The sequence below is a fragment of the Variovorax sp. PDC80 genome (assembly GCF_900115375.1).
In the GTDB taxonomy this organism is placed as follows: domain Bacteria; phylum Pseudomonadota; class Gammaproteobacteria; order Burkholderiales; family Burkholderiaceae_C; genus Variovorax.
This window is the reverse complement of the sequence record NZ_FOWG01000001.1, coordinates 726309-747057: the sequence shown is the minus strand read 5'-3', so window position 1 is coordinate 747057 and position 20749 is coordinate 726309. Positions and strand designations below refer to the sequence as shown.

The following is a 20749-nucleotide window of genomic DNA, read 5'->3' as shown; positions in this document are numbered from 1 at the left end:
ATCAGCCTGTCATCGCGTCGTCGGCCTGCGCCTGGAACATGCGCGTGAAGTCGCAGCAGGACTGCGCGAGCATCACGATCGACGAGGTCAGCGCGCTGCGGTGCTCGCCCTTGTGCATCGCCACGTAGCGCACCACCGGCAGCGCCGGCGCCACCTCGATCTCGGCCAGCATGCCGGCGGCCACCATCGGCCGCAGGCATTCGCGCGGCAGGTAGCTCACGCCCAGGCCCGACACCGTGAGGCCGACCAGCGCGATCAGGTTGCTCACCACGATGGTGTCGGCCGGCTGCACGCCCTGTTCCTTCATCCAGGCGTCGTAGGCGCGGCCCGTGCCCGAGTTGCCGCCCTGCACCAGCATGCGCTGGCGCGCCAGCTCGTGCAGCCGCAGCGGCGCGTCGGTGGGCACCACGCCGGGCTTGCACATCCAGGCGCTCTTCACCTCGCCGATCGCCTTGCTCGCCATGCGCGCGTCGGCGAAGCTGTCGGGCAGGAACACCAGGTCGAGCTCGTCGGCCAGCAGCTTGTCGCGCAGCTGCAGGCTGTCGTCGACGTCGGGCTCGAGGATCACCTTCGGGTAGTGCTGCTGGATCAGCCGCACCAGCCGCGGCAGCCAGGTCATGGCCGTGAGCTCGGTCACGCCGATGCGCAGCCGGCGCTCCACCACGCCGGGCTTGCCGAACTGCTCGACCGCCGCGTCGCGCTGCGCCAGCAGCTTCTGCGCGAGCACGTACATCTCCTCGCCCTTCTCGGTGAGCCGCGCGCTGCGCTGGCTGCGGTCGAACAGCTCGGTGTCGAACAGCGCCTCGAGCTCGTGCACCCGCTTCGACACCGCCGACTGCGAGGTGTGGAGCTGGTTGGCGGCCTGCGCGAAGCCGCCCAGGCGGGCGATCCAGTAGAGGGCCTCGAGCTGCTTGAAGGTCATCATGGCGCTGCGTTCCTTGGGCGAAAGAACACTTTAAGCGATCTTTTTCGATGAATAAAAATCGCTTTTGGAAACTTGAAGCCGCGCCGAAGATGCGCTCCGAACCGGTTGCGCCCACCACTTTCGTATTCAACCCACACGGCCAAGGACTTCACCATGCATTTCCCACGCGCCTTCGCACGCCCCGCCGCGCTCGGCATCGCCCTCGTGCTGGCCTGCGGCGTCGCCGCCGCCCAGGACAGCGGCACGCTGCGCAAGATCAAGGACAGCGGCACCATCCAGATCGGCAGCCGCGACACCCAGATCCCGTTCTCGTACAAGACCAGCGCCGACGCGGCGCCGATCGGCTTCACCAACGAGATCTGCCTGAAGATCGTCGAGGCGGTGAAGGCCAAGCTGAACCTGCCCAAGCTCGACGTGCGCTACACGCTGCTGAACTCCACCAACCGCATCCCGCTGCTGCAGAACGGCACGGTGGACCTCGACTGCGCGACCACCACCAACACCACGCAGCGCCAGCAGCAGGTGGACTTCGCGCCCAGCCATTTCGTCACCAACATCACGGCGGCGGTCAAGAAGAACTCGGGCATCAACAGCTTCGCCGACCTGCAGGGCAAGACCGTGGCCACCGTGGCCGGCAGCACCTCGATCCAGCTGCTGCGCGGCGCGCGCAAGAACGGCATCGACGTGCAGGAGATCGCGGGCAAGGACACGGCCGATGCCTTCCTGCTGCTCGCGAGCGACCGCGCCGCGGCCTACGTGCTCGACGACGTGCAGCTCGCCGGCCTGATCGCCAACCAGCCCAACGCGGGCGACTACAAGCTGCTGAAGGAGTCGCTGCGCCAGGAGCCCTACGGGATCATGCTGCGCAAGGACGATCCCGAGTTCAAGGCGATCGTCGACCAGACCGTGGCCGGCCTCATGAAGTCGGGCGAGATCGACAAGCTCTACGCGCGCTGGTTCACGCAACCGATCCCGCCGCGCAACGTGAGCCTCGACTTCCCGATGTCGGACGCGGTGCGCGAGACCTACAAGAACCCGAACAACAAGGGCGTGTGAGCGTGAGCGCTTCTTCTTCTGCGAACGGCGCGCGGCATCCGCGCGGCCTGGCCTTCTCCGACGCGCTGATGCGCGAGGTGCGCGAGCGCTTCCTGCTCGTGGAGCGCGACCACCACGGGCGCGAGCGCCTGTACTTCGACAACGCGGGCGGCTCGTTCCGGCTCAAGGCCGCCATCGAGCGCTTCGCGGCCATCGACGCGGTGCCCGACAACACCGAGCGCATCCACGAGACCGCGCTCGAGCTGCAGGCCGTGCAGGCGCGCGGCTGGGACGACGTGCGCACCATCCTCAACGCCGAGGGCGGCAGCATCTTCGCGGCGCTCACCGCCTCGGGCGCCATGTTCGACATGGTGCGCGCGGTGGCCGAGAACGTGGGCGGCACGAACATGGTGACCACCGTGCTCGAGCATCCTTCGGCCTACGACGCGATGGCGCTCTATGCCGAGCGCACCGGCCGCGAATTGCGCGTGGCGCGCAGCAACCCCGAGACCGGCGGCATCGACGTCGACGAGATCGTGCGGCTGGTCGACGCCAACACCTGCCTGCTCAACGTGATCTACGCCTCGAACATCTCGGGTGCGAAGCTCGACATCGAGGCCATCGTGCGGCGCGCGCGCGAGGTCAAGCCCGATCTCTACATCGTCGTGGACGCGGTGCAGCATGCGCCGCACGGGCTGATCGATCTGCGCAAGACGCCGGTGGACGGGATCAACCTCGCGCCCTACAAGTTCTTCGGCTGCCGCGGCTCGGGCATCGCCTGGATGTCGGAGCGCGCCGCGGCCCTGCCGCACCACAAGCTCGCGGGCAAGAAGGCCGGACACTGGGACCTCGGCAGCGTGGCGCCCTGGCAGTTCGCGGTGGTCAGCGAGATCGTCGACTACGTCTGCTGGCTCGGCGGCCACTTCAGCGAGGCCACCGGGCGGCGCGAGCTGTTCGCGGCCGGCATCGCGCACATCGAGCTGCACGAACGCGCGCTGCTTGCGGCGCTGCTCGAGGGCGTGGACGGCCAGCCGGGCCTGCGCGCCATGCCGGGCGTGCGCGTGTTCCTCGACCACCCGGACCTGAGCCGGCGCGACCTGATCCTGGGCATCGGCTTCGACGGCCTGGACTGCACGCGCGCCGTGCACGAGTACGGGCTGCGCGGCGTCACGGTCTACGAGCGCACGGCCGCGAGCATCTACTCGAAGCGCATGCTCGATTCCTTCGGGCTCGAGGGCACGGTGCGCGTCTCGCCGCTGCACTGCAACTCGATGGCGGAAATGGCGCGCTTCCTTCAGGTGACGCAGGAGATCGCGCGGGCGTTCGCGACGGCGGACTGAGGCAAGGGGCGCCGCGGCGGGATCACTGGCGTACAAGACGCCCGCGCGCGGGCGTCCTATCGTGCGGCGGTCTTCCACTTTCGTGAACCGCCTCCCGATGCCCACCCCGTTCTCGCCCCCCTTCACCGCCTCCGGCCGCAGCGCGCTCGTGCAGGCGCCGCCCTGGCACTACGCCGGCTGGCTGGTCAACGTGGCCTTCGCCTTCGAGGCCGAACGCGCCGCCGCGCTGCTGCCCGCCGGGCTCGGCCGGACCACCGGCCAGGGCTGCGTGCATTTCGCCGACTGGCAGTTCTGCGGCGCCGATGGCGCGGAGCTGCTCGATCCCGTCTATGCGCAGTACCGCGAGACCATCGTGGTGCTCGAGATCGAAGGCCCTCCGGGCGAACAGCGCTTCTGCTGCCCCTTCATCTACGTCGACCAGGACATCTCGCTGCTGCGCGGCTGGCTGCAGGGCTGGCCCAAGAAGATCGGCCAGACCTGGGTCACGCGCAGCCTGCCGATCGCTCATCCGGCGGCCGCCTCGCTGGGCCAAGGCGGCCGGCTCGGCGCCAGCCTCAGCGTGAAGGAGCGCCGGCTGGTCGATGCCAGCGTCACCCTGAACGGCGAGCCCGGCGAACGGTTGGGTTTCCTGCGCGCGCCGACCATCGGCGCGATCGGCTGGCCCGACCTGACGCGGCCGCGGGAGGCGCCGGTGCCGCGCCACCTGCGCGCCGACATCGTCGACCGCGTGGAGTCGGGCTGGAGCGCGGGCAGCGCCACCCTGCGCTTCCACGACCATCCGGTGGAGGAGCTTTCGCTGCTCGGCGAGGTGCGCGCCACCCAGGCCACGGCCGGCTGGATGGGGCTCACGGTGCGCGGTGCCTTCGCCGCCTAGGTCGACGCCGATGCCCGCGGCGATCGTGTCGAGGGCGCTGCTGCGCTACCCTCGCGCGATGACCGCCGTCGCCGCGCCGCCCTTGTCTTCCCGCCTGGTCGTGCTGCCCTCGGGCGAGGGCCTGCGCGTGGAGGCGCTGTTCGCGGCCGAGCCGCGCGCCCGCTTCGCGCCGCACTGGCATCCCGAATGGAGCGTGGGCGCCATCCTCGAGGGCCACTGCGAGTTCACCTGCGATGGCGAGGCGCTCGTGGCCCACGCGGGCGAATTGGTGCTGATGGCGCCCTACATGCTGCACACCGCGGGCGTGAGCCGGCGCAGCTTTCGCATGGTGATGCTCTATGTGCCGCATGGCTGGGTCGCGGCGCGGCTGGGTTGGCCCGCGGACTGGCGCGGTGCCTTGCAGCGCAAGGTGCTGCCCGACGCCGCACTGGCAGAGGCCCTGGCTGCCGCCGCCACGGCGGGGGATGGTGCGGGCATCGCCCACCTGGTCGAGCGCATCCTGCGTGCGCAGACCGGCCCCGAGCGCGTGCCGCTGCAGCCGCTGGCGCCCGATGCGCGCGTGGCGGAGATCTGCGCGCTGCTCGCCGAGGAGGATGCCTGCCGCATCGACCCGGCCGCGCTCGCGCGCCGCATGGGCGTGTCGCGCGAGCACTTCCAGCGTGCCTTCCGCGAGGCCGTGGGCATGACGCCCGCGCACTACGCGCGGCATGCGCGCATCGGCCGCGCCAAGGCGCTGCTGCGCGAGGGCGTGGCGCCGAAGGACGTGGCGGCCGAATGCGGCTTCGCCGACCAGGCGCACTTCTCGCGCTGGTTCCGGCGCTGCTTCGGGGTGGCGCCGGGGCGGTATCGGATCGGTGCGTAGAAAACCGTTCGGGCTGAGCTTGTCGAAGCCTTGCGCAGGGCTTCGACAGGCTCAGCCCGAACGGGTAGGAGTGGCTCAGGCCAGCAGGTCGCTCAGCGTGCGCGCGATCACCTTGGTCGCGCGCCGCAGGTCCTCGAGCACCACGCGCTCGTCGCTGCGCTTGGCATGCGACTCGAGCACGGTGCGCGGGCCGGCGCCATAGATCACGCCCGGAATGCCGGCCTCGCCATAGAGGCGAACGTCGGTGTACAGCGGCGTGCCCATGGCCTTGATCGGCTCGCCGAACAGCTCGCCGCCATGCTTCTGGATCGCCTCGACCAGCGGCTTGTTGCCCGCCAGCGGCTTCATCGAATTGGCCAGCAGCAAACGCTTGATCTCGACCGTGATGCCCGGGAACGAGGCCGCCGCGTCGGCGATGACCTGGCGGATCGAGGCCTCGACCTCGACCGGGTTCTCCTCGGGGATCATGCGGCGGTCGAGCTTGAACACGACCTTGCCGGGCACCACGTTGGTGTTGGTGCCGCCCTCGATGCGGCCGACGTTGAGGTAGGGGTGCGTGATGCCCTCGACCTGCGAGCTGACCTGCTGGTAGAGCGTGTTCTGCGCGTAGAGCGCCTCGAGGATCTTCACCGCGCCCTGCAGCGCGTCGATGCCGGTGGAGGGGATGGCGGCATGCGCCATCTTGCCGTGCACCGTCACTTCCATCTGCAGGCAGCCGTTGTGGGCCGTGACCACCTCGTAGCTGAAGCCCGCGGCGATCATCAGGTCGGGCTTGGTGAGGCCGTTCTTCAGCAGCCAGCCCGGGCCGAGGATGCCGCCGAATTCCTCGTCGTAGGTGAAGTGCAGTTCGACGCCGCCCCTGGTCGGCTTCGCGACCGCTTCGAGCGCGCGCAGCGCGAAGGTGAAGCTCGCGAAGTCGCTCTTGCTCACGGCGGCCGCGCGGCCGTAGAGCGAGCCGTCGGCGATCTCGCCGCCGTAGGGGTCGTGAGTCCAGCCCTCGCCGGGCGGCACCACGTCGCCGTGCGCGTTGAGCGCCACGGTGCGGCCGCCGTCGCCGTCCTTGCCGTACCTGCGGCGCACGATCAGGTTGGTGATCGATTCGAGGCCGTAGTCCTTCACGTCCTGCGCGGGCACGGCGTGCTTCTCTGCCACGAGGCCGAAGCCCTCGAGCAGTTCGGCGGTGCGCTCGGCATGCGGCGCGTTGTTGCCGGGCGGGGTGTCCGTGGGCACCTGCACCAGTTGCTGCAGGAACTTCACTTCCTCGTCGAAGTGGGCGTCGATCCAGGCGTCGAGCTTTGCGTAGTCGGTCATGGGGTTCAGGCGGCGCTCGGCGCGCCGTTCAGGTTGTCGAGCAGATGCTGGAAGGCTTGCACCGCCAGCTCCATGTCGTCGTTGGTGCTCGATTCGAGCGGGTTGTGGCTGATGCCGGAGTTGATGCCGCGCACGAACAGCATGGCCTGCGGCATCACCTCGTGCAGCTTCATCGCGTCGTGGCCGGCGCCGCTGGGCATGCGGAACAGCGGAACGCCGAGCGAATCGACCGCGCGTTCCCAGCGCTGCTGCCATTCGGGCGCGCTCGGCGCGGCCGAGGCACGCATGGTCTCCTCGAGCGTGTGGCGCACGCCGCGGCGTTCGCAGATGTCCTGCAGCGCCTTCACCACGTCGTCGGCGAGCGCATCGCGCTGCGCGTCGTTGGGCGCGCGCAGGTCGAGGCTGAACTTGCAGCGCCCGGGCACCACGTTGATCGAGCCGCTCGGCACCTCGAGCATGCCCACGGTGCCGACCGAGTCGCCATCCTTGGCGGCGCGCTGCTCGGTGTAGAGGATCAGTTCGGCCACGGCCGCGGCCGCGTCGCGGCGGCGGTCCATCGGCGTGGTGCCCGCATGGCTGGCCATGCCGATCACCTCGCCCACGTAGCGCACGCTGCCGTTGATCGAGGTCACGATGCCCAGCGGGATGTCGAGCTCGTTGAGCACCGGGCCCTGCTCGATGTGCACCTCGACGAAGCCCAGGTATTTCGAGGGATCGCGCTGCGCCTTGGCGATGTCTTCTTCGCGCAGGCCCGCATGGGCGCGCGCCTCGCGCATGGTGATGCCGTCGGCGTCCTTCTGGTCGAGCCAGGCCGGGTTGAAGTGGCCGATCAGCGCGCCCGACCCGAGGAAGGTGGCCTTGTAGCGCTGGCCTTCCTCCTCGGCGAAGCCCACCACCTCGAAGGCGAAGGGCAGGCGGCGGTTCTGGCGCTTGAGTTCGCGCACGCAGGCCATGGGCACGAAGATGCCGAGCCGGCCGTCGTACTTGCCGCCGTTGCGCACCGTGTCGTAGTGCGAGCCCGTGAGCAGCGTCTTCGCATCGGGCGTCGCGCCCTCGTAGCGGCCCACCACGTTGCCGACCGCGTCGATCTCCACCGAGTCGAAGCCGGCCTCGCGCATCTCGCGCGCGATCTGCGCCGCGCAGGCGCGGTGCGCGTCGGTCAGGTAGGTCACGGTGAGCTGGCCCTTCTCGGCGAAGCCCGGGTCGCTGTGCACCGCGAGCGCCTCCTGCCAGTCCCACACGTGGTTGCCGAGCGCCGGCTCGGTGCCGAACTTGTCGTTCAGGCGGATCTCGGCGATGCGGTGGATGTTGCGCAGCGCCTCGGCGAGCTCGAAATCGGGATGGTTGTAGGCGCGGCGCTCGAAGGTGTCGATGATCTCGCGCTTGGACAGGCCCGTGCCGCGCGGGCCGCGCACCGCGAGGATGAAGGGGAAGCCGAACTTCGCGTTGTAGTCGGCGTTGAGCCGCTGGATCTTCGCGAACTCCTCGGGCGTGCAGTCGGTGAGGCCGGCCTTGCCCTGCTCGTTGGTCGACTCGGCGGTCAGCGTCTTGCTGACCATCGCCTTGCCCGCGAGCTCGGGGTGGGCGCGGATCAGGGCCAGGCGCTCCTCCTTGGTGGCCGTGTTCACGGCCTGCGCGAGCGCGTACTTCAGGTGCTGCAGCGAACGGAACGGGCGCGCCGCCAGCGCCTGGCGCGCGATCCACGGCGAGTGCTCGTAGGTGCCGTCGAGCAGCGCGACGGCTTCGTCGGCGCCCGCGGCGTTCAGTTGTTCGATGGTCAGGCTCATGGCGTGTGTGTCCTCCGTACGGATCAAGCTTGCGAGGCTTGGGAAGAGGCTTCGAACGGATGGGTCTTCTTCCAGTGCCGCGCGATGTCGACGCGGCGGCAGACCCACACCCGCTCGTGGCTGGCGATGTGATCGAGAAAGCGCTGCAGCGCCACGATGCGGCCCGGGCGCCCGAGCAGGCGGCAGTGCATGCCGATGCTCATCATCTTCGGCGCCTCGTCGCCCTCGGCGTAGAGCGCGTCGAAGCTGTCCTTCATGTACTGGAAGAAGGGATCGGCGTGCGAGTAGCCCTGCGGCAGCGCGAAGCGCATGTCGTTGCAGTCGAGCGTGTAGGGCACGATGAGCTGCGGCACGGTGCTGCCGTCGGTCTTGCGCACCTTCATCCAGAACGGCAGGTCGTCGCCGTAGTAGTCGCTGTCGTACTCGAAGCCGCCGTAGTCGGCCACCAGGCGGCGCGTGCGCGGGCTGTCGCGGCCGGTGTACCAACCGAGGGCGCGCTCGCCCGTGAGCTTCTCGATCGCCTCCATGCCCAGGCGCATGTGTTCGCGCTCGGTGGCCTCGTCGAGGTTCTGGTAGTGGATCCAGCGCCAGCCGTGGCAGGCGATCTCGTGGCCCAGTTCCTTGAAGGCCGCCGTGAGCTCGGGATGGCGCTCGAGCGCCATGCCGACGCCGAACACCGTGAGCGGCAGGCCGCGCTTCTCGAATTCGCGCAAGAGGCGCCACACGCCCACGCGCGAGCCGTACTCGTAGATGCCTTCCATGCTGATGTGGCGGTCGGGGTAGCTCGCGGGATTGAACATCTCCGAGAGGAACTGTTCCGAGCCGGCGTCGCCGTGCAGCGTGGCGTTCTCGCCGCCTTCCTCGTAGTTGAGGACGAACTGCACCGCGATGCGCGCGTTGCCGGGCCACTGCGCGTGGGGCGGGTTGCGGCCGTAGCCGACGAGGTCGCGCGGGTAGGGCAGGGTGGTGTCGTAGACGGTCATGGTGGAAGGGGTCAGGACAATGCGAGGGAGATGTCGCTGGTGGGCACCTTGCGGTCGAACACCAGGTTGGCCTCGACGTGCTGCAGGTGCTCGGTCATCAGGCGCACGGCGCGCTCCTCGTCGCGCGCGGCCAGCGCCTTGACGATGTCGGCGTGCTCGTCGTTCGAATGCTCGGCCGCGCTGGTGCTCTGGTACATGAGCGTGATGAGGGCGCAGCGCGAGATCAGCTCGCCGAGGATCTGCGCCAGCACCTGGTTGCCCATGAGCTCGGCCATGCGCACGTGGAAGTCGCCGAGCAGCTCGGTGCGGCCCGAGACGTCCTCGCCCGACACGGCCGATTTCTCGAGCGCCACGTGCTCCTTGAGCGCCTTGATCTTGGCCGGCGTGACGGTGCGCACGAACTCGCGCGTCATCTCGGCCTCGAGCATGCGGCGCACCGCGAACACCTGCTTGGCCTCGTCGACCGCCGGTGCCGCCACGAAGGCGCCGCGCGCGGGCTCGAGCCGGATCAGCTTGTTCTGCGCGAGCTGGAACAGCGCCTGGCGCACCAGCGTGCGCGACACGCCGAAATGGTCCGCCAGCTTCTGCTCGGCCAGCTTGGTGCCGGGCTGAAGCCGGTGGTCGACGATCGCGCGGGTGAGCGCATCGACGATCGAACGGGTGGTGGAGGACTCCATGTTTTTCATGATAGACCGAAAGCCGACAACTGTATACACTTTTGTCCACCGGAATATCCCGCACTCTCACCTGACCGACCGAAGGAAACTCCCATGGGCCTGAGCACCCACGTACTGGACACGATGCATGGCGGCCCCGCGGCCGGCATGGAGGTCGCGCTCTTCACCACCGAGGGCGACGCCGCCACGCTGGTGCGGCGCTTCACGCTGAATGCGGACGGCCGCAGCGACGGCCCGCTCTACGACAACAGCACGCTGAAGACCGGCACCTACCGGCTGGTGTTCGACGTGGCGGGGTACTTCAAGGCGCGCGGCGTGGCGCTGCCCGAGCCGAACTTCCTCAACAAGGTGTCGCTGGACTTCGGCGTGGCGCATGCCGACCAGCACTACCACGTGCCGCTCCTGGTGAGCCCGTGGAGCTATTCGACCTACCGGGGGTCGTGAACGCCGACAGCGTGACTGTCGGAGGCTTTTCGCCGCTCCGCGTCCGGGGAGCGGCGGGGGCGCTACTGCTGCAGCTGCCCTTCGGTCAGCGTGTCGAGCTGGAAGCGCCCGCTCTTGTCCCAGAGCCAGGTGTCGGTCCACACCACCGGCCCGAGCCGCGACGCGGCCGGGAAGGGCGCGGCCTGCAGCACGGTGCGCTCGATCTCGGCGATGACCTCGGGCGCATGCTGGGGCGCACGCAGCCAGTGCAGCGAGACCACGCGGCCGCTGCCGTCGAGGCTGACCTGCAGCGTGCCGACCGCATAGAGCACCGGCGGCAGCTGCCCGCCATAGATGCGGCCGTTGTTGAGGTCATAGACATGGCGCGCGGCGTCGCGCCGGTAGTCGCGCGCGCTGGTGGCATTCGATGCGCGCGGCGCCGGCCGGCCGCTGGCGCCGGGTTCGGCCGTGGCCTTGCTCAGTTGACCGGGCACCGAACCGGTGGTGCCGCACCCGGCGAGCCAGAGCGCGGCAAGGAAAGACACCGCCAGGGCGAGGCGGCGCGTCGTGGGCTGAAAATTCATCGCCGGGTTTATACCGTGACTCCCTCACTCGCCCGCAACCGAAGGTATCCCTCATGAACGGCGCGGTCGACCAACTGCTGGCCCGTCTTCGCGACGAAGACGCGGTGCTGGTGCGCGTCGAATCCACGCAGGGCTCGGCGCCGCGCGAGGCCGGCACCTGGATGGCGGTCTGGGCCGAGGGCCTCACGGCCACCATCGGCGGCGGCCAGCTCGAGTTCCAGGCCACGCAGGAAGCGCGCGAGCTGCTGGCCGGCAGCCGCGCCATCGACGGCATCCAGCGCTATCCGCTGGGCCCGAGCCTCGGGCAGTGCTGCGGCGGCGTGGTGTTCCTGTCGTTCCGGCGCGTCTCGGCCACCGACATCCCCGAGCTGCGGCGCGCGCTGGTCGAGCACCTGAGGCCGGTGGCGCTGTTCGGCGGCGGCCACGTGGGCGCGGCGCTCGCGCGGCTGCTCGCGGGCCTGCCGTTCTCGGTGCGCTGGATCGACAGCCGCGACGGCGTGTTCCCCGAAGAACTGCCGGCCCAGGTCGAGACCGAGCATTCCGAGCCGGTGCAGGACGCGGTGGCTTCGCTCGCGCCCGGCAGCCGTGTGCTGATCATGAGCTTCAGCCATGCCGAGGACCTCGACATCGTGATCGCCTGCCTGCGCCGCCTGCGCGAGCGCGACGACCTGCCCTACATCGGCCTGATCGGCAGCAAGACCAAGTGGGCCACCTTCAGCCACCGGCTCGAGGCGCGCGGCTTCACGGCGGCCGAGCTGGCGCGCATCACCTGCCCGATCGGCGTGCCGGGCATCACGGGCAAGGAGCCCGAGGTGATCGCGGTCGCGGTGGCGGCACAGTTGTTGCAATCGCTGGGCTGAGCCGGCGCTTCGGTGCACGAACAGGGTTTTCCCGGCACCGGCGCCGCAAAAAACCACGCCGCCCCTCGCCAAAACTGTATACACTTTCAGTCCACAAGTATCTGCCGCAGCGGAGCGAGGCCCACCCGGAGCCTGCGTTCGCGGCACTTTCTCTGCTTACAGCGCCCGCAGTGGTGAGCAGGACGAAGACATCCGCGCCCGGCGTTCCCCCGCGCCGAGCGGATTGAGAGAGCACCTCATGGAAAGCTACTACCTCGACTGGGCCAACCTGCTGCTGCGCTGGGTCCACGTCATCACCGCCATCGCCTGGATCGGCGCCTCCTTCTACTTCGTGATGCTGGACAACAGCCTCGAGAAGCCGCAGGACCCCGAATCGCTCGACAAGGGCGTCGGCGGCGAGCAGTGGGCCGTGCACGGCGGCGGCTTCTACAACATGCAGAAGTACCTGCTGGCGCCCAAGAAGCTGCCCGACCACCTGCACTGGTCGTACTGGGAGAGCTACTCCACATGGCTCACGGGCTTCGCGCTCTTCACCATGTCGTACCTCTGGAACGCCAGCACCTACCTGATCGACAAGTCGAAGATGGACTGGCAGCCGGGCGCGGCGATCGCCGTGGCGCTGGCCTTCCTGGTCGTGTTCTGGATGGTCTACGACAGCATCTGCCAGCTGTTCGGCCGGCGCAAGAACGGCGACACCATCGTCGGCGTGCTGGTGGCGATCTTCGTGGCCTTCGCGGCCTGGCTGGCCTGCCAGTGGTTCGCGGGCCGCGCGGCCTTCCTGCTGGTCGGCGCCATGATGGCCACGACCATGAGCGGCAACGTGTTCTTCTGGATCATCCCGGGCCAGCGCAAGAACGTGCAGGCCCTGCGCGAAGGCCGCCCGGTCGACCCGGTGCACGGCCAGCGCGGCAAGCAGCGCAGCGTGCACAACACCTACTTCACGCTGCCGGTGCTGTTCGCGATGCTGAGCAACCACTACAGCTTCACCTACACCCACAAGTACAACTGGATCGTGCTGCTGCTGATCATGCTCGGCGGCGCGGCGATCCGGCAGTTCTTCGTGGTGCGCCACCGCTTCAAGCTCGGCAACGCGCGCAACCCGCTGCCCTATGCGATGGTCGGCGTGGCCGTGCTGGGCCTCACCATCGTCTGGATGAAGCCCGAGCCCGCCGCCCCCGTGGCCGCCGCCGCGCCGAGCGCGCCGGCCGTGGCCTACCAGGACGTGCAGAAGGTGCTCGAGCAGCGCTGCTACATGTGCCACGGCGCCAGCGTGCAGATGAAGAACGTGCGCGTCGACTCGCCCGAGCAGGTGAGTGCCCACGCCCAGGCCATCTACCAGCAGGTGGTGGTGACGAAGATCATGCCGATGAACAACGCCACCTCGATCACCGACGAGGAGCGCGCCCTGATCGGCCGCTGGTTCCAGGGCGGAGCCAAGACGAACTAGACCGCGGTCAAGAGGGCGGACTCGGGTTCGCCGCAAAATGCAGGCCCCGGAGACAACGCCACCCATGACCGCCAAGACCTCGACGCCCCCCTCGCTGCAAGACGCGACCGCTCCCGATCCCCGCCAGGCGCCACGCGCCTTCCTCGAACACCTCTACCGCGTCGCGGTCGACCGCGCGCTGCCGCTGTCGACCCTGGGCGCGCACCTGCCCAAGCCGCCCAAGGGCCGCACGCTGGTGCTTGGTGCCGGCAAGGCCGGCGGTTCGATGGTGCAGGCGCTCGAGGCGCTGTGGCCGGCCGACGCGCCGCTGTCGGGCCTGGTCGTCACGCGCTACGACCACATCCCGCCGCGGCCCGAGGGGCTGCCCAGCCGCATCGAGATCGTCGAGGCCGCGCATCCCGTGCCCGACGCGGCCGGCCAGCAGGCGGCCGAGCGCATCCTCGCGCTGACCGAAGGGCTGACCGCCGACGACCTCGTGCTGTGCCTGATCTCGGGCGGCGGCTCCTCGCTGCTGGTGCTTCCGGCCGAGGGCCTGACGCTGGCCGACAAGCAGCGCATCAACAAGCAGCTGCTCGACAGCGGCGCCCACATCGGCGAGATGAACTGCGTGCGCAAGCACCTCTCGCGCATCAAGGGCGGCCGGCTCGCGGCGGCCTGCGCGCCGGCGCGCGTGGTCACGCTCACCATCAGCGACGTGCCCGGCGACGACCCGGCCGTGATCGCCAGCGGCCCCACCGTGCCCGACGCCACCACCTGCGCCGACGCGCTGGCCATCCTCGACCGCTACCGCATCGAGGTGCCGGCGCCGGTGCGCGCGCAGCTCGAGAGCGGCGCGCTCGAAACCCCCAAGCCCGGCGACGCCGTGTTTCAGGGCCACGAGACCCACATGATCGCGGCGCCGCAGCAGTCGCTCGAGGCGGCCGCCGCGGCCGCGCGCGCGGCCGGCATCGAGGCCCACATCCTCAGCGACGAGATGGAAGGCGAATCGCGCGAGGTCGGCAAGGTGCATGCCGCGCTCGCGCGCGCCGTGGCCCAGCGCGGCGCGCCGTTCGCCAAGCCCTGCGTGATCCTCTCGGGCGGCGAGACCACCGTCACCATCCGGCCGCGCCAGCCCGGCCAGGCCAAGGGCCGGGGCGGACGCGCGGGCGAGTTCTGCATGGGCCTCGCGGGCGCGCTGCTGGGCCAGGCCGACGTGTGGGCACTGGCGGCCGACACCGACGGCATCGACGGCGTGGAGGACAACGCCGGCGCCTACGTCACGCCCGACACCCTGGCGCGCGCCACCAACGCGGGCCGCAAGCTCTCGGACCACCTCGACCGCAACGACGCCTACGGCTACTTCGATGCCATCGGCGACCTGTTCGTGACCGGGCCGACGCACACCAACGTCAACGACTTCCGGGCGCTGCTGGTGCTCTGAAGCTTCTCCCTCCCCCGCTGGGGGAGGGCGGGGTGGGGGCTTCGGGCCTCGCCACCGTGCGCGGCCGTTCGAGCGCCGCGTGCCCCCATCCCGGCCTTCCCCCAGCGGGGGAAGGAGCGGCACCGTCCTGCGCGCATCCCCGACTCGGGTTAACCTATGCGCCCCGGCAGCCCGCTGCCGCCCAGCCGCACGCGCCTTTCGGGGCGCCGTGCCGCCATCCGAACTCCCCGTTTCCACTCCCATCCCCTGCCGAAGGAAAAGCTCGCCATGACCGCCTCCTCCTATACCGACACCCGCCTGCTGATCGACAACGAATGGGTGGACGCCGCCAGCCGCAAGACCCTCGACGTGGTGAACCCGGCCACGGGCCAGGTCATCGGCAAGGTCGCGCATGCCGGCATCCCCGACCTCGACCGCGCCCTGGCCGCCGCCCAGCGCGGCTTCGACGCCTGGCGCAACACCCCGGCCCATGAGCGCGCCGCCGTCATGCGCCGCGCCGCCGGCCTGATCCGCGAACGCGCCGGCGACATCGCCAAGCTGCTGACGCAGGAACAGGGCAAGCCGCTGGCCGAAGCCAAGGGCGAGACCCTGGCCGCCGCCGACATCATCGAATGGTTCGCCGACGAAGGCCGCCGCGTCTACGGCCGCATCGTGCCCTCGCGCAACCTCGCGGCGCAGCAGCTGGTCATCAAGGAGCCCGTGGGCCCCGTGGCCGCCTTCACGCCCTGGAACTTCCCGATCAACCAGGTCGTGCGCAAGCTCGGCGCCGCGCTGGCCACCGGCTGCTCCTTCCTCGTGAAGGCGCCCGAGGAAACCCCCGCGTCGCCCGCCGCCCTGCTGCAGGCCTTCGTCGACGCCGGCATCCCCCCCGGCACCGTCGGCCTGGTGTTCGGCAACCCGGCCGAGATCTCGGCCTACCTGATCCCGCACCCGATCATCCGCAAGGTCACCTTCACCGGCTCGACCCCGGTCGGCAAGCAGCTCGCCGGCCTGGCCGGCCAGCACATGAAGCGCGTGACCATGGAACTGGGCGGCCACGCCCCGGTGATCGTGGCCGAGGACGCCGACGTCGCGCTGGCCGCCAAGGCCGCCGGTGCAGCCAAGTTCCGCAACGCGGGCCAGGTCTGCATCTCGCCGACCCGCTTCCTGGTGCACAACAGCATCCGCGAGGAATTCGCCAAGGCCATGGTCAAGCACGCCGAAGGCCTGAAGCTCGGCGACGGCCTGACCGAAGGCACCACCCTGGGCCCGCTGGCCAATGCGCGCCGCCTCACGGCCATGGCGCATGTGCTCGACGACGCCCGCAAGAAGGGCGCGACCATCGCCACCGGCGGCGAGCGCGTCGGCGATGCCGGCAACTTCTTCGCCCCGACCGTGCTGACCGACGTGCCGCTGGACGCCGACGTGTTCAACAACGAGCCCTTCGGCCCGATCGCCGCCATCCGCGGCTTCGACACGCTGGACGAGGCCATCGCCGAATCGAACCGCCTGCCCTTCGGCCTGGCCGGCTATGCGTTCACCAAGTCGATCAAGAACGCGCACCTGCTGAGCCAGAAGCTCGAACTCGGCATGCTGTGGGTCAACCAGCCCGCGACCCCGTCGCCCGAGATGCCGTTCGGCGGCGTCAAGGATTCGGGCTACGGCTCGGAAGGCGGCCCGGAGGCGCTCGAGGCCTACCTCAACACCAAGGCGGTGTCGATCCTCGGCGTCTGAGCGCGACGCTTCGATTCGCTGTCTCGAAGAGGGCGGCATCGCTGGAAGGCGATGCCGCTTTTTTCATGGGCGAACGGGCTCAGTCCTCCGCGCTCGCGTTCCAGAACGCCTGCTGCACGCCCTCCAGCGCCTCGAGCTCCGCGACCACCCGGTCGAGCTCCTCGGCCTCGACCGCGGTCGCATAGAGCGTGGCCTCGATCTCGGTGTCGGTGGCGCCGAAGGCATGCTGGTCGACGTCGCGCACCGGGTAGTTGGCGGCTTCGAGCAGCAGCAGCACCTGGTCCATCACCTCGGGCCGCGAGGCGCGCGTGCAGATCACGCGCACCGTGTAGCTGGCCTCGCCCGACTCCTCCTTCACCGGCTGCCGGTTGATGCGGTTGACCACGGGCCGCAGCAGGGTGTTGCTCGCGAGCACGAACAGCGCCGCGATCACGGCCTCGCCGATCAGGTCGGCGCCCGCGCAGGCGCCCACGGCGGCCGATCCCCACAGCGTGGCGGCCGTATTGAGGCCCGTGATGTTGGCGCCTTCCTTCATGATCGCGCCCGCGCCGAGAAAGCCGATGCCCGAGACCACGTAGGCCGCCACGTGCACCGCGCCGTCGTGGCCGTGCAGGCGGTTGGCCATGTCGACGAACACGGCCGCGCCCACGGCCACCAGCGTGTTGGTGCGCAGCCCGGCGGTGCGCTGTCGCACCTGGCGCTCGAAGCCGATCAGCGAGCCCAGCACGAAGGCCGTGAACACGCTCAGCAGGGTGTCGAGCAGCGAGGGCAGGTTGAAGTTCTGTACCGCTTCCATGCGATCTCCTCCTTGTCGGTCGTGAACCAGGGTAGCGGCGGCATGTGACAGCCGCCGCTCCCTCCTGTCGTCACCTGCTCATTGCCAGCCGTAGCGCCGCGCATACCAGCCCTTGACCGCCTGCACCAGCGCCGCATAGCCGCCGAGCATCAGCAGCAGCCACGGGAAGTAGCCGAGCGGCAGCGCCTCGAGCTTGAAGTAGTGCGCCACCGGGCCCATCGGCAGCCAGATGCCCACGGCCGCAATCGCCGCGCCCATGATCAGCAGCGGCCAGGCCGCGCGGCTTTGCAGGAACGGGATGCGGCGCGTGCGGATCAGGTGCACGATCAGCGTCTGCGACAGCAGGCCCTCGACGAACCAGCCCGACTGGAACAGGGTCTGGTGCTCGGGCGAGTTGGCGGCGAACACGTACCACATCACGACATAGGTCAGGATGTCGAACACCGAGCTCAGCGGCCCGAAGAACACCATGAAGCGGCCCAGGTCGCCCGGGTTCCAGCTCTGCGGCTTGCGCAGGAACTCCTCGTCGACGTTGTCGAACGGGATCGCGATCTGCGACACGTCGTACAGCAGGTTCTGCACCAGCAGGTGCAGCGGCAGCATCGGCAGGAAGGGCAGGAAGGCGCTCGCCACCAGCACCGAGAACACGTTGCCGAAGTTCGAGCTCGCGGTGAGCTTGATGTACTTGAGCATGTTCGCGAAGGTGCGGCGGCCCTCCACCACGCCCTGCTCGAGCACCATCAGGCTCTTCTCGAGCAGGATGATGTCGGCCGATTCCTTGGCCACGTCCACCGCGCCGTCGACCGAGATGCCGATGTCGGCGGCGCGCAGCGCGGGCGCGTCGTTGATGCCGTCGCCCATGAAGCCCACCACGTGGCCGTTGGCATGCAGCGCCTGCACGATGCGTTCCTTGTGCGCGGGCGTGAGCTTGGCGAAGACCTGGCGCTGCTCGACGATCCGGCGCAGCTCGGCCTCGTTCATGCGCTCGACCTCGTGGCCCAGCACCATGCGGCCGGCCTCGATGCCGACGTCGCCGCAGACCTTGCGCGTCACCAGCTCGTTGTCGCCGGTCAGCACCTTCACCGCCACGCCGTGCTCGGCCAGCGCGCGCAGCGCGGGCGCGGTCGATTCCTTCGGCGGATCGAGGAAGGCCACGTAGCCGAGCAGCGTGAGCTCGGCCTCGTCGGCCACGCCGTAGGCGGCGCGGCGCGCATCGCCGCGCAGCACGCGGCTGGCCACGGCCACCACGCGCAGGCCCTGGGCATTGAGCTCCGAGGCCACGGCATGGATGCGTGCGAGCACTTCCGCGTCGAGCGCGAGCACCTCGGCACCGCGCTCGACCGCGCTGCACACGGCCAGCACTTCCTCGAGCGCGCCCTTGCAGATCAGCAGGTGTTCCTCGGCCGCGTCGCTGCCGGCCACCACCACCGACATGCGGCGGCGCGAGAAGTCGAAGGGCACCTCGTCGACCTTGCGCCAGTCGGTCTGCAGCCGGGTGTCGAGCTGCATCTGGGCATGGCTCAGCACCGCCTTGTCGAGCAGGTTCTTCAGGCCGGTCTGGTGGAAGCTGTTGAGGTAGGCCAGCTGCAGCACGTGGTCGGAGCCCTCGCCCCAGGCGTTGGTGTGGCGCTCGAGCACGATGCGGTCCTGCGTCAGCGTGCCGGTCTTGTCGGTGCACAGCACGTCCATGGCGCCGAAGTTGTGGATCGCCTCGAGGCGTTTGACGATCACCTTCTGGCGCGACATCACGACCGCGCCCTTGGCGAGCGTGGCGGTCACGATCATCGGCAGCATCTCGGGCGTGAGGCCGACCGCGATCGACAGCGCGAACAGCGCCGCCTCCCACCAGTCGCCCTTGGTCACGCCGTTGATCACCAGCACCAGCGGCGCCATCACCAGCATGAAGCGGATCAGCACCCAGCTCACGCGGTTGATGCCGGCCTGGAAGGCCGTGGTGCCGCGGTCGGTCGCGCTCACGCGCTGCGCCAGCGCGCCGAAGAAGGTGCGCGCGCCGGTGTGCACGATCAGCGCGGTCGCGGTGCCGCTGATCACGTTGGTGCCCATGAACAGCAGGTTGTCGCGCTCGAGCACGCCGCTCGCGCTGCCGGTGGCGGGCACGCTGGCGAACTTCTCGACCGGCATCGCCTCGCCGGTCAGCGCCGACTGGCTGATGAACAGGTCCTTGGCCGAGAGCAGCCGGCAGTCGGCCGGGATCATGTCGCCGGCCGACAGCGCGATCAGGTCGCCGGGCACCAGGTCGCGCATCGGCACCTCGATGCGCAGCGCGCCGTCCGAGCCTTCCACGGGCCGCAGCACGGTCGAGGTGTTGCTGACCATCGCCTTGAGCTTGTCGGCCGCCTTGTTCGAGCGCGACTCCTGCAGGAAGCGCAGCACCGTCGACAGCACCACCATGCTGCCGATCACCACCGCGGCCTTCATGTCCTCGGTGACGTAGGAGACCAGCGCGAGCACGGTCAGCAGCAGGTTGAAGGGATTGCGGTAGCACTGCCACAGGTGGGTCCACCACGGCAGCGGCTTCTCGTGGTTCACCTCGTTGCCGCCCAGGCGCTTGCGCAGTGCGGTGGCTTGTTCCTCGCTCAGGCCCTGCGGCGAGCTGTCGAGTTGCGCCAGCATGTCGCCGGCATCGGCCAGCGAGGCGGCGCTCAGCGCGTTCGCGATCTCGGGCGGCATCGCGGCCGAGGCGATGCCCACGGGCTTCGAGCCCACCAGCGTCTGCCAGCGCTCGAAGTGATGCAGCATGCGGCGGCTGCGCAGGAAGCTTTCGAAAAAGGACTTGAGGACGTTCTTCATTGTTGTTCTCCTTCGCCGCGTGACGGGCGCGGCGCGTGGCCTTCGAAGGCCGTTGGGCTTTTCTCGTGTGCGGGAGCGTGGCGTGCCGTTCAGCGCCGGAAGGCCCAGGTCATGCCCAGGGTCCACCAGCCGGGCCGGTCGGCGCGCAGCCCGTGGGCGCGGCTCAGGTCGATGCTCAGCGTGTCGGTCGGCGTCCAGCGCAGGCCCGCGCGCCAGGCGCTGGCGCCGCCTTCGCGGAAGCGCTCGGCCACGAAGCCGAGTTGCTGCGAGGCCGTCCATTCGAGCGCCAGGCCCGAGTGGCTGCGACTGGGCTGTGCGCGATGCAGGTCGCGGCCCAGGTTGAAGTGGGCGCGCCAGTCCTCGGCGATCTGCCAGGTCAGCGGGACCACCACGCTGGCGCCCGTGTAGCGCAGCGCGCCGCGCTCGGGCGAACGCTCCCAGGCCGCGGCCACCAGCAGGCCCACGCCGAGGTCGTCGCTCAGTGCGTGGGCCCACTTGAGCTGCGGGCCCGCGCGCACCGTGCGGCCCTCGCTGCCGCGTTCGCGCTCGAGGTTCAGGCCCAGCTCGACCGGGCCGACGCGGCAGGCGGGTCCGAGGTGCATCGGCGCGTACCCGCTGCGTTCGCCATCGCGGCGATCGGCCCAGGTCTCGATCTGGCATTGGCCCGGATCGAGGATCGCGGCATCGTCGACCGCGTGGTGCCCGCCGGCGGCATGCGTCTGCGTGACCGCGAGGCCGCAGAGGTATGCCGCCGTCCAGGCGTGGAGGCGTGCGGCGCGCTGGCGCAGCGAGGGGCGTGTGCGGCGCGGGGCGCGGCGGACGAAGAGGGCGGTCCGGGTGGCGGGCCGCAGGCGTTGGCGGTTCATTCGAGGTTCTCCTGGCGAGGCGCGCAACGGGGCGC

The 20749-nt window shown here is 69.9% G+C and carries 18 protein-coding genes; 9 read left to right on the top strand and 9 right to left on the bottom strand.

The window, feature by feature from the left end:
* Nucleotide 1: 1 nt before the first annotated feature.
* On the bottom strand, nt 2–922 hold the full coding sequence (locus BM109_RS03320; RefSeq protein WP_093341238.1) for a LysR family transcriptional regulator: 921 nt from the start codon (nt 920–922) through the stop codon (nt 2–4).
* 156 nt (nt 923–1078) lie between these two features.
* Between BM109_RS03320 and BM109_RS03315 the strand changes: the two genes are divergently transcribed.
* The 4 genes from BM109_RS03315 to BM109_RS03300 all read left to right on the top strand — a co-directional run bounded on the left by BM109_RS03315 (nt 1079) and on the right by BM109_RS03300 (nt 5036).
* Nucleotides 1079–1981: an amino acid ABC transporter substrate-binding protein gene (locus BM109_RS03315; RefSeq protein WP_093340510.1), complete on the top strand. Its 903-nt coding sequence runs from the start codon at nt 1079–1081 to the stop codon at nt 1979–1981.
* Between the two features lie 68 nt (nt 1982–2049).
* Nucleotides 2050–3300, top strand: coding sequence for an aminotransferase class V-fold PLP-dependent enzyme (locus BM109_RS03310; protein ID WP_093340508.1), 1251 nt, complete (start codon nt 2050–2052; stop codon nt 3298–3300).
* 97 nt (nt 3301–3397) lie between these two features.
* Nucleotides 3398–4174 carry an acetoacetate decarboxylase family protein gene (locus tag BM109_RS03305; RefSeq protein WP_093340507.1) on the top strand — a complete coding sequence of 259 codons (777 nt, stop codon included), beginning with the start codon at nt 3398–3400 and terminating at the stop codon, nt 4172–4174.
* Nucleotides 4175–4232: 58 nt separating this feature from the next.
* Nucleotides 4233–5036, top strand: a complete 804-nt coding sequence (locus tag BM109_RS03300) for a helix-turn-helix transcriptional regulator (protein ID WP_177239231.1) — start codon at nt 4233–4235, stop codon at nt 5034–5036.
* Between the two features lie 75 nt (nt 5037–5111).
* Here the strand turns inward: BM109_RS03300 and BM109_RS03295 are convergent, their stop codons facing one another.
* The 4 genes from BM109_RS03295 to BM109_RS03280 are packed head-to-tail and all read right to left on the bottom strand — an operon-like array spanning nt 5112 to nt 9803.
* Complete coding sequence (locus BM109_RS03295; RefSeq protein WP_093340503.1) at nt 5112–6347, bottom strand: M20 family metallopeptidase; 1236 nt, start codon at nt 6345–6347, stop codon at nt 5112–5114.
* A gap of 5 nt (nt 6348–6352) precedes the next feature.
* Entirely contained in the window at nt 6353–8134 is a 1782-nt protein-coding gene (gene uraD / locus BM109_RS03290; RefSeq protein WP_093340501.1) for a 2-oxo-4-hydroxy-4-carboxy-5-ureidoimidazoline decarboxylase, read from the bottom strand.
* 23 nt (nt 8135–8157) lie between these two features.
* On the bottom strand, nt 8158–9117 hold the full coding sequence (gene puuE, locus BM109_RS03285) for an allantoinase PuuE (RefSeq protein ID WP_093340500.1): 960 nt from the start codon (nt 9115–9117) through the stop codon (nt 8158–8160).
* Nucleotides 9118–9128: 11 nt separating this feature from the next.
* Nucleotides 9129–9803: a GntR family transcriptional regulator gene (locus tag BM109_RS03280; protein WP_057596531.1), complete on the bottom strand. Its 675-nt coding sequence runs from the start codon at nt 9801–9803 to the stop codon at nt 9129–9131.
* Nucleotides 9804–9887: 84 nt separating this feature from the next.
* On the opposite strand from BM109_RS03280, the gene uraH reads away from it, so the two are divergent.
* Nucleotides 9888–10238, top strand: coding sequence for a hydroxyisourate hydrolase (uraH, locus tag BM109_RS03275; RefSeq protein WP_093340498.1), 351 nt, complete (start codon nt 9888–9890; stop codon nt 10236–10238).
* Nucleotides 10239–10300: 62 nt separating this feature from the next.
* Here the strand turns inward: uraH and BM109_RS03270 are convergent, their stop codons facing one another.
* Complete coding sequence (locus BM109_RS03270) at nt 10301–10801, bottom strand: hypothetical protein (RefSeq protein ID WP_093340496.1); 501 nt, start codon at nt 10799–10801, stop codon at nt 10301–10303.
* Nucleotides 10802–10854: 53 nt separating this feature from the next.
* Here BM109_RS03270 and xdhC point away from each other — a divergent pair, with 53 nt between their 5' ends.
* From xdhC to BM109_RS03250, 4 genes are all read left to right on the top strand, one after another.
* Nucleotides 10855–11661 carry a xanthine dehydrogenase accessory protein XdhC gene (gene xdhC, locus BM109_RS03265; RefSeq protein ID WP_093340494.1) on the top strand — a complete coding sequence of 269 codons (807 nt, stop codon included), beginning with the start codon at nt 10855–10857 and terminating at the stop codon, nt 11659–11661.
* A 238-nt stretch (nt 11662–11899) separates the two neighbouring features.
* Complete coding sequence (locus BM109_RS03260; protein ID WP_093340492.1) at nt 11900–13108, top strand: urate hydroxylase PuuD; 1209 nt, start codon at nt 11900–11902, stop codon at nt 13106–13108.
* Nucleotides 13109–13172: 64 nt separating this feature from the next.
* Entirely contained in the window at nt 13173–14528 is a 1356-nt protein-coding gene (locus BM109_RS03255; RefSeq protein WP_093340490.1) for a glycerate kinase type-2 family protein, read from the top strand.
* A 267-nt stretch (nt 14529–14795) separates the two neighbouring features.
* The gene (locus BM109_RS03250; RefSeq protein ID WP_093340488.1) at nt 14796–16241 is read left to right on the top strand and encodes an NAD-dependent succinate-semialdehyde dehydrogenase; all 1446 of its coding nucleotides are present in this window, start codon (nt 14796–14798) and stop codon (nt 16239–16241) included.
* Nucleotides 16242–16320: 79 nt separating this feature from the next.
* Here BM109_RS03250 and BM109_RS03245 read toward each other — a convergent pair whose 3' ends face one another.
* From BM109_RS03245 to BM109_RS03235, 3 genes are all read right to left on the bottom strand, one after another.
* Complete coding sequence (locus BM109_RS03245; RefSeq protein WP_093340486.1) at nt 16321–17037, bottom strand: MgtC/SapB family protein; 717 nt, start codon at nt 17035–17037, stop codon at nt 16321–16323.
* Nucleotides 17038–17115: 78 nt separating this feature from the next.
* A complete protein-coding gene (gene mgtA, locus BM109_RS03240) occupies nt 17116–19848 on the bottom strand; it encodes a magnesium-translocating P-type ATPase (protein ID WP_093340484.1) in 2733 nt (910 codons plus the stop codon).
* An 89-nt stretch (nt 19849–19937) separates the two neighbouring features.
* The gene (locus tag BM109_RS03235) at nt 19938–20714 is read right to left on the bottom strand and encodes a transporter family protein (protein ID WP_093340482.1); all 777 of its coding nucleotides are present in this window, start codon (nt 20712–20714) and stop codon (nt 19938–19940) included.
* Nucleotides 20715–20749: the final 35 nt, after the last annotated feature.

Excerpts from the sequence above, each read along its gene's own strand:
- BM109_RS03320 (WP_093341238.1), bottom strand. The coding sequence starts at position 922 with ATGACCTTCAAGCAGCTCGAGGCCCTCTACTGGATCGCCCGCCTGGGC.
- BM109_RS03315 (WP_093340510.1), top strand. The coding sequence starts at position 1,079 with ATGCATTTCCCACGCGCCTTCGCACGCCCCGCCGCGCTCGGCATCGCC.
- BM109_RS03310 (WP_093340508.1), top strand. The coding sequence starts at position 2,050 with ATGCGCGAGGTGCGCGAGCGCTTCCTGCTCGTGGAGCGCGACCACCAC.
- BM109_RS03305 (WP_093340507.1), top strand. The coding sequence starts at position 3,398 with ATGCCCACCCCGTTCTCGCCCCCCTTCACCGCCTCCGGCCGCAGCGCG.
- BM109_RS03300 (WP_177239231.1), top strand. The coding sequence starts at position 4,233 with ATGACCGCCGTCGCCGCGCCGCCCTTGTCTTCCCGCCTGGTCGTGCTG.
- BM109_RS03295 (WP_093340503.1), bottom strand. The coding sequence starts at position 6,347 with ATGACCGACTACGCAAAGCTCGACGCCTGGATCGACGCCCACTTCGAC.
- uraD (WP_093340501.1), bottom strand. The coding sequence starts at position 8,134 with ATGAGCCTGACCATCGAACAACTGAACGCCGCGGGCGCCGACGAAGCC.
- puuE (WP_093340500.1), bottom strand. The coding sequence starts at position 9,117 with ATGACCGTCTACGACACCACCCTGCCCTACCCGCGCGACCTCGTCGGC.
- BM109_RS03280 (WP_057596531.1), bottom strand. The coding sequence starts at position 9,803 with ATGAAAAACATGGAGTCCTCCACCACCCGTTCGATCGTCGATGCGCTC.
- uraH (WP_093340498.1), top strand. The coding sequence starts at position 9,888 with ATGGGCCTGAGCACCCACGTACTGGACACGATGCATGGCGGCCCCGCG.
- BM109_RS03270 (WP_093340496.1), bottom strand. The coding sequence starts at position 10,801 with ATGAATTTTCAGCCCACGACGCGCCGCCTCGCCCTGGCGGTGTCTTTC.
- xdhC (WP_093340494.1), top strand. The coding sequence starts at position 10,855 with ATGAACGGCGCGGTCGACCAACTGCTGGCCCGTCTTCGCGACGAAGAC.
- BM109_RS03260 (WP_093340492.1), top strand. The coding sequence starts at position 11,900 with ATGGAAAGCTACTACCTCGACTGGGCCAACCTGCTGCTGCGCTGGGTC.
- BM109_RS03255 (WP_093340490.1), top strand. The coding sequence starts at position 13,173 with ATGACCGCCAAGACCTCGACGCCCCCCTCGCTGCAAGACGCGACCGCT.
- BM109_RS03250 (WP_093340488.1), top strand. The coding sequence starts at position 14,796 with ATGACCGCCTCCTCCTATACCGACACCCGCCTGCTGATCGACAACGAA.
- BM109_RS03245 (WP_093340486.1), bottom strand. The coding sequence starts at position 17,037 with ATGGAAGCGGTACAGAACTTCAACCTGCCCTCGCTGCTCGACACCCTG.
- mgtA (WP_093340484.1), bottom strand. The coding sequence starts at position 19,848 with ATGAAGAACGTCCTCAAGTCCTTTTTCGAAAGCTTCCTGCGCAGCCGC.
- BM109_RS03235 (WP_093340482.1), bottom strand. The coding sequence starts at position 20,714 with ATGAACCGCCAACGCCTGCGGCCCGCCACCCGGACCGCCCTCTTCGTC.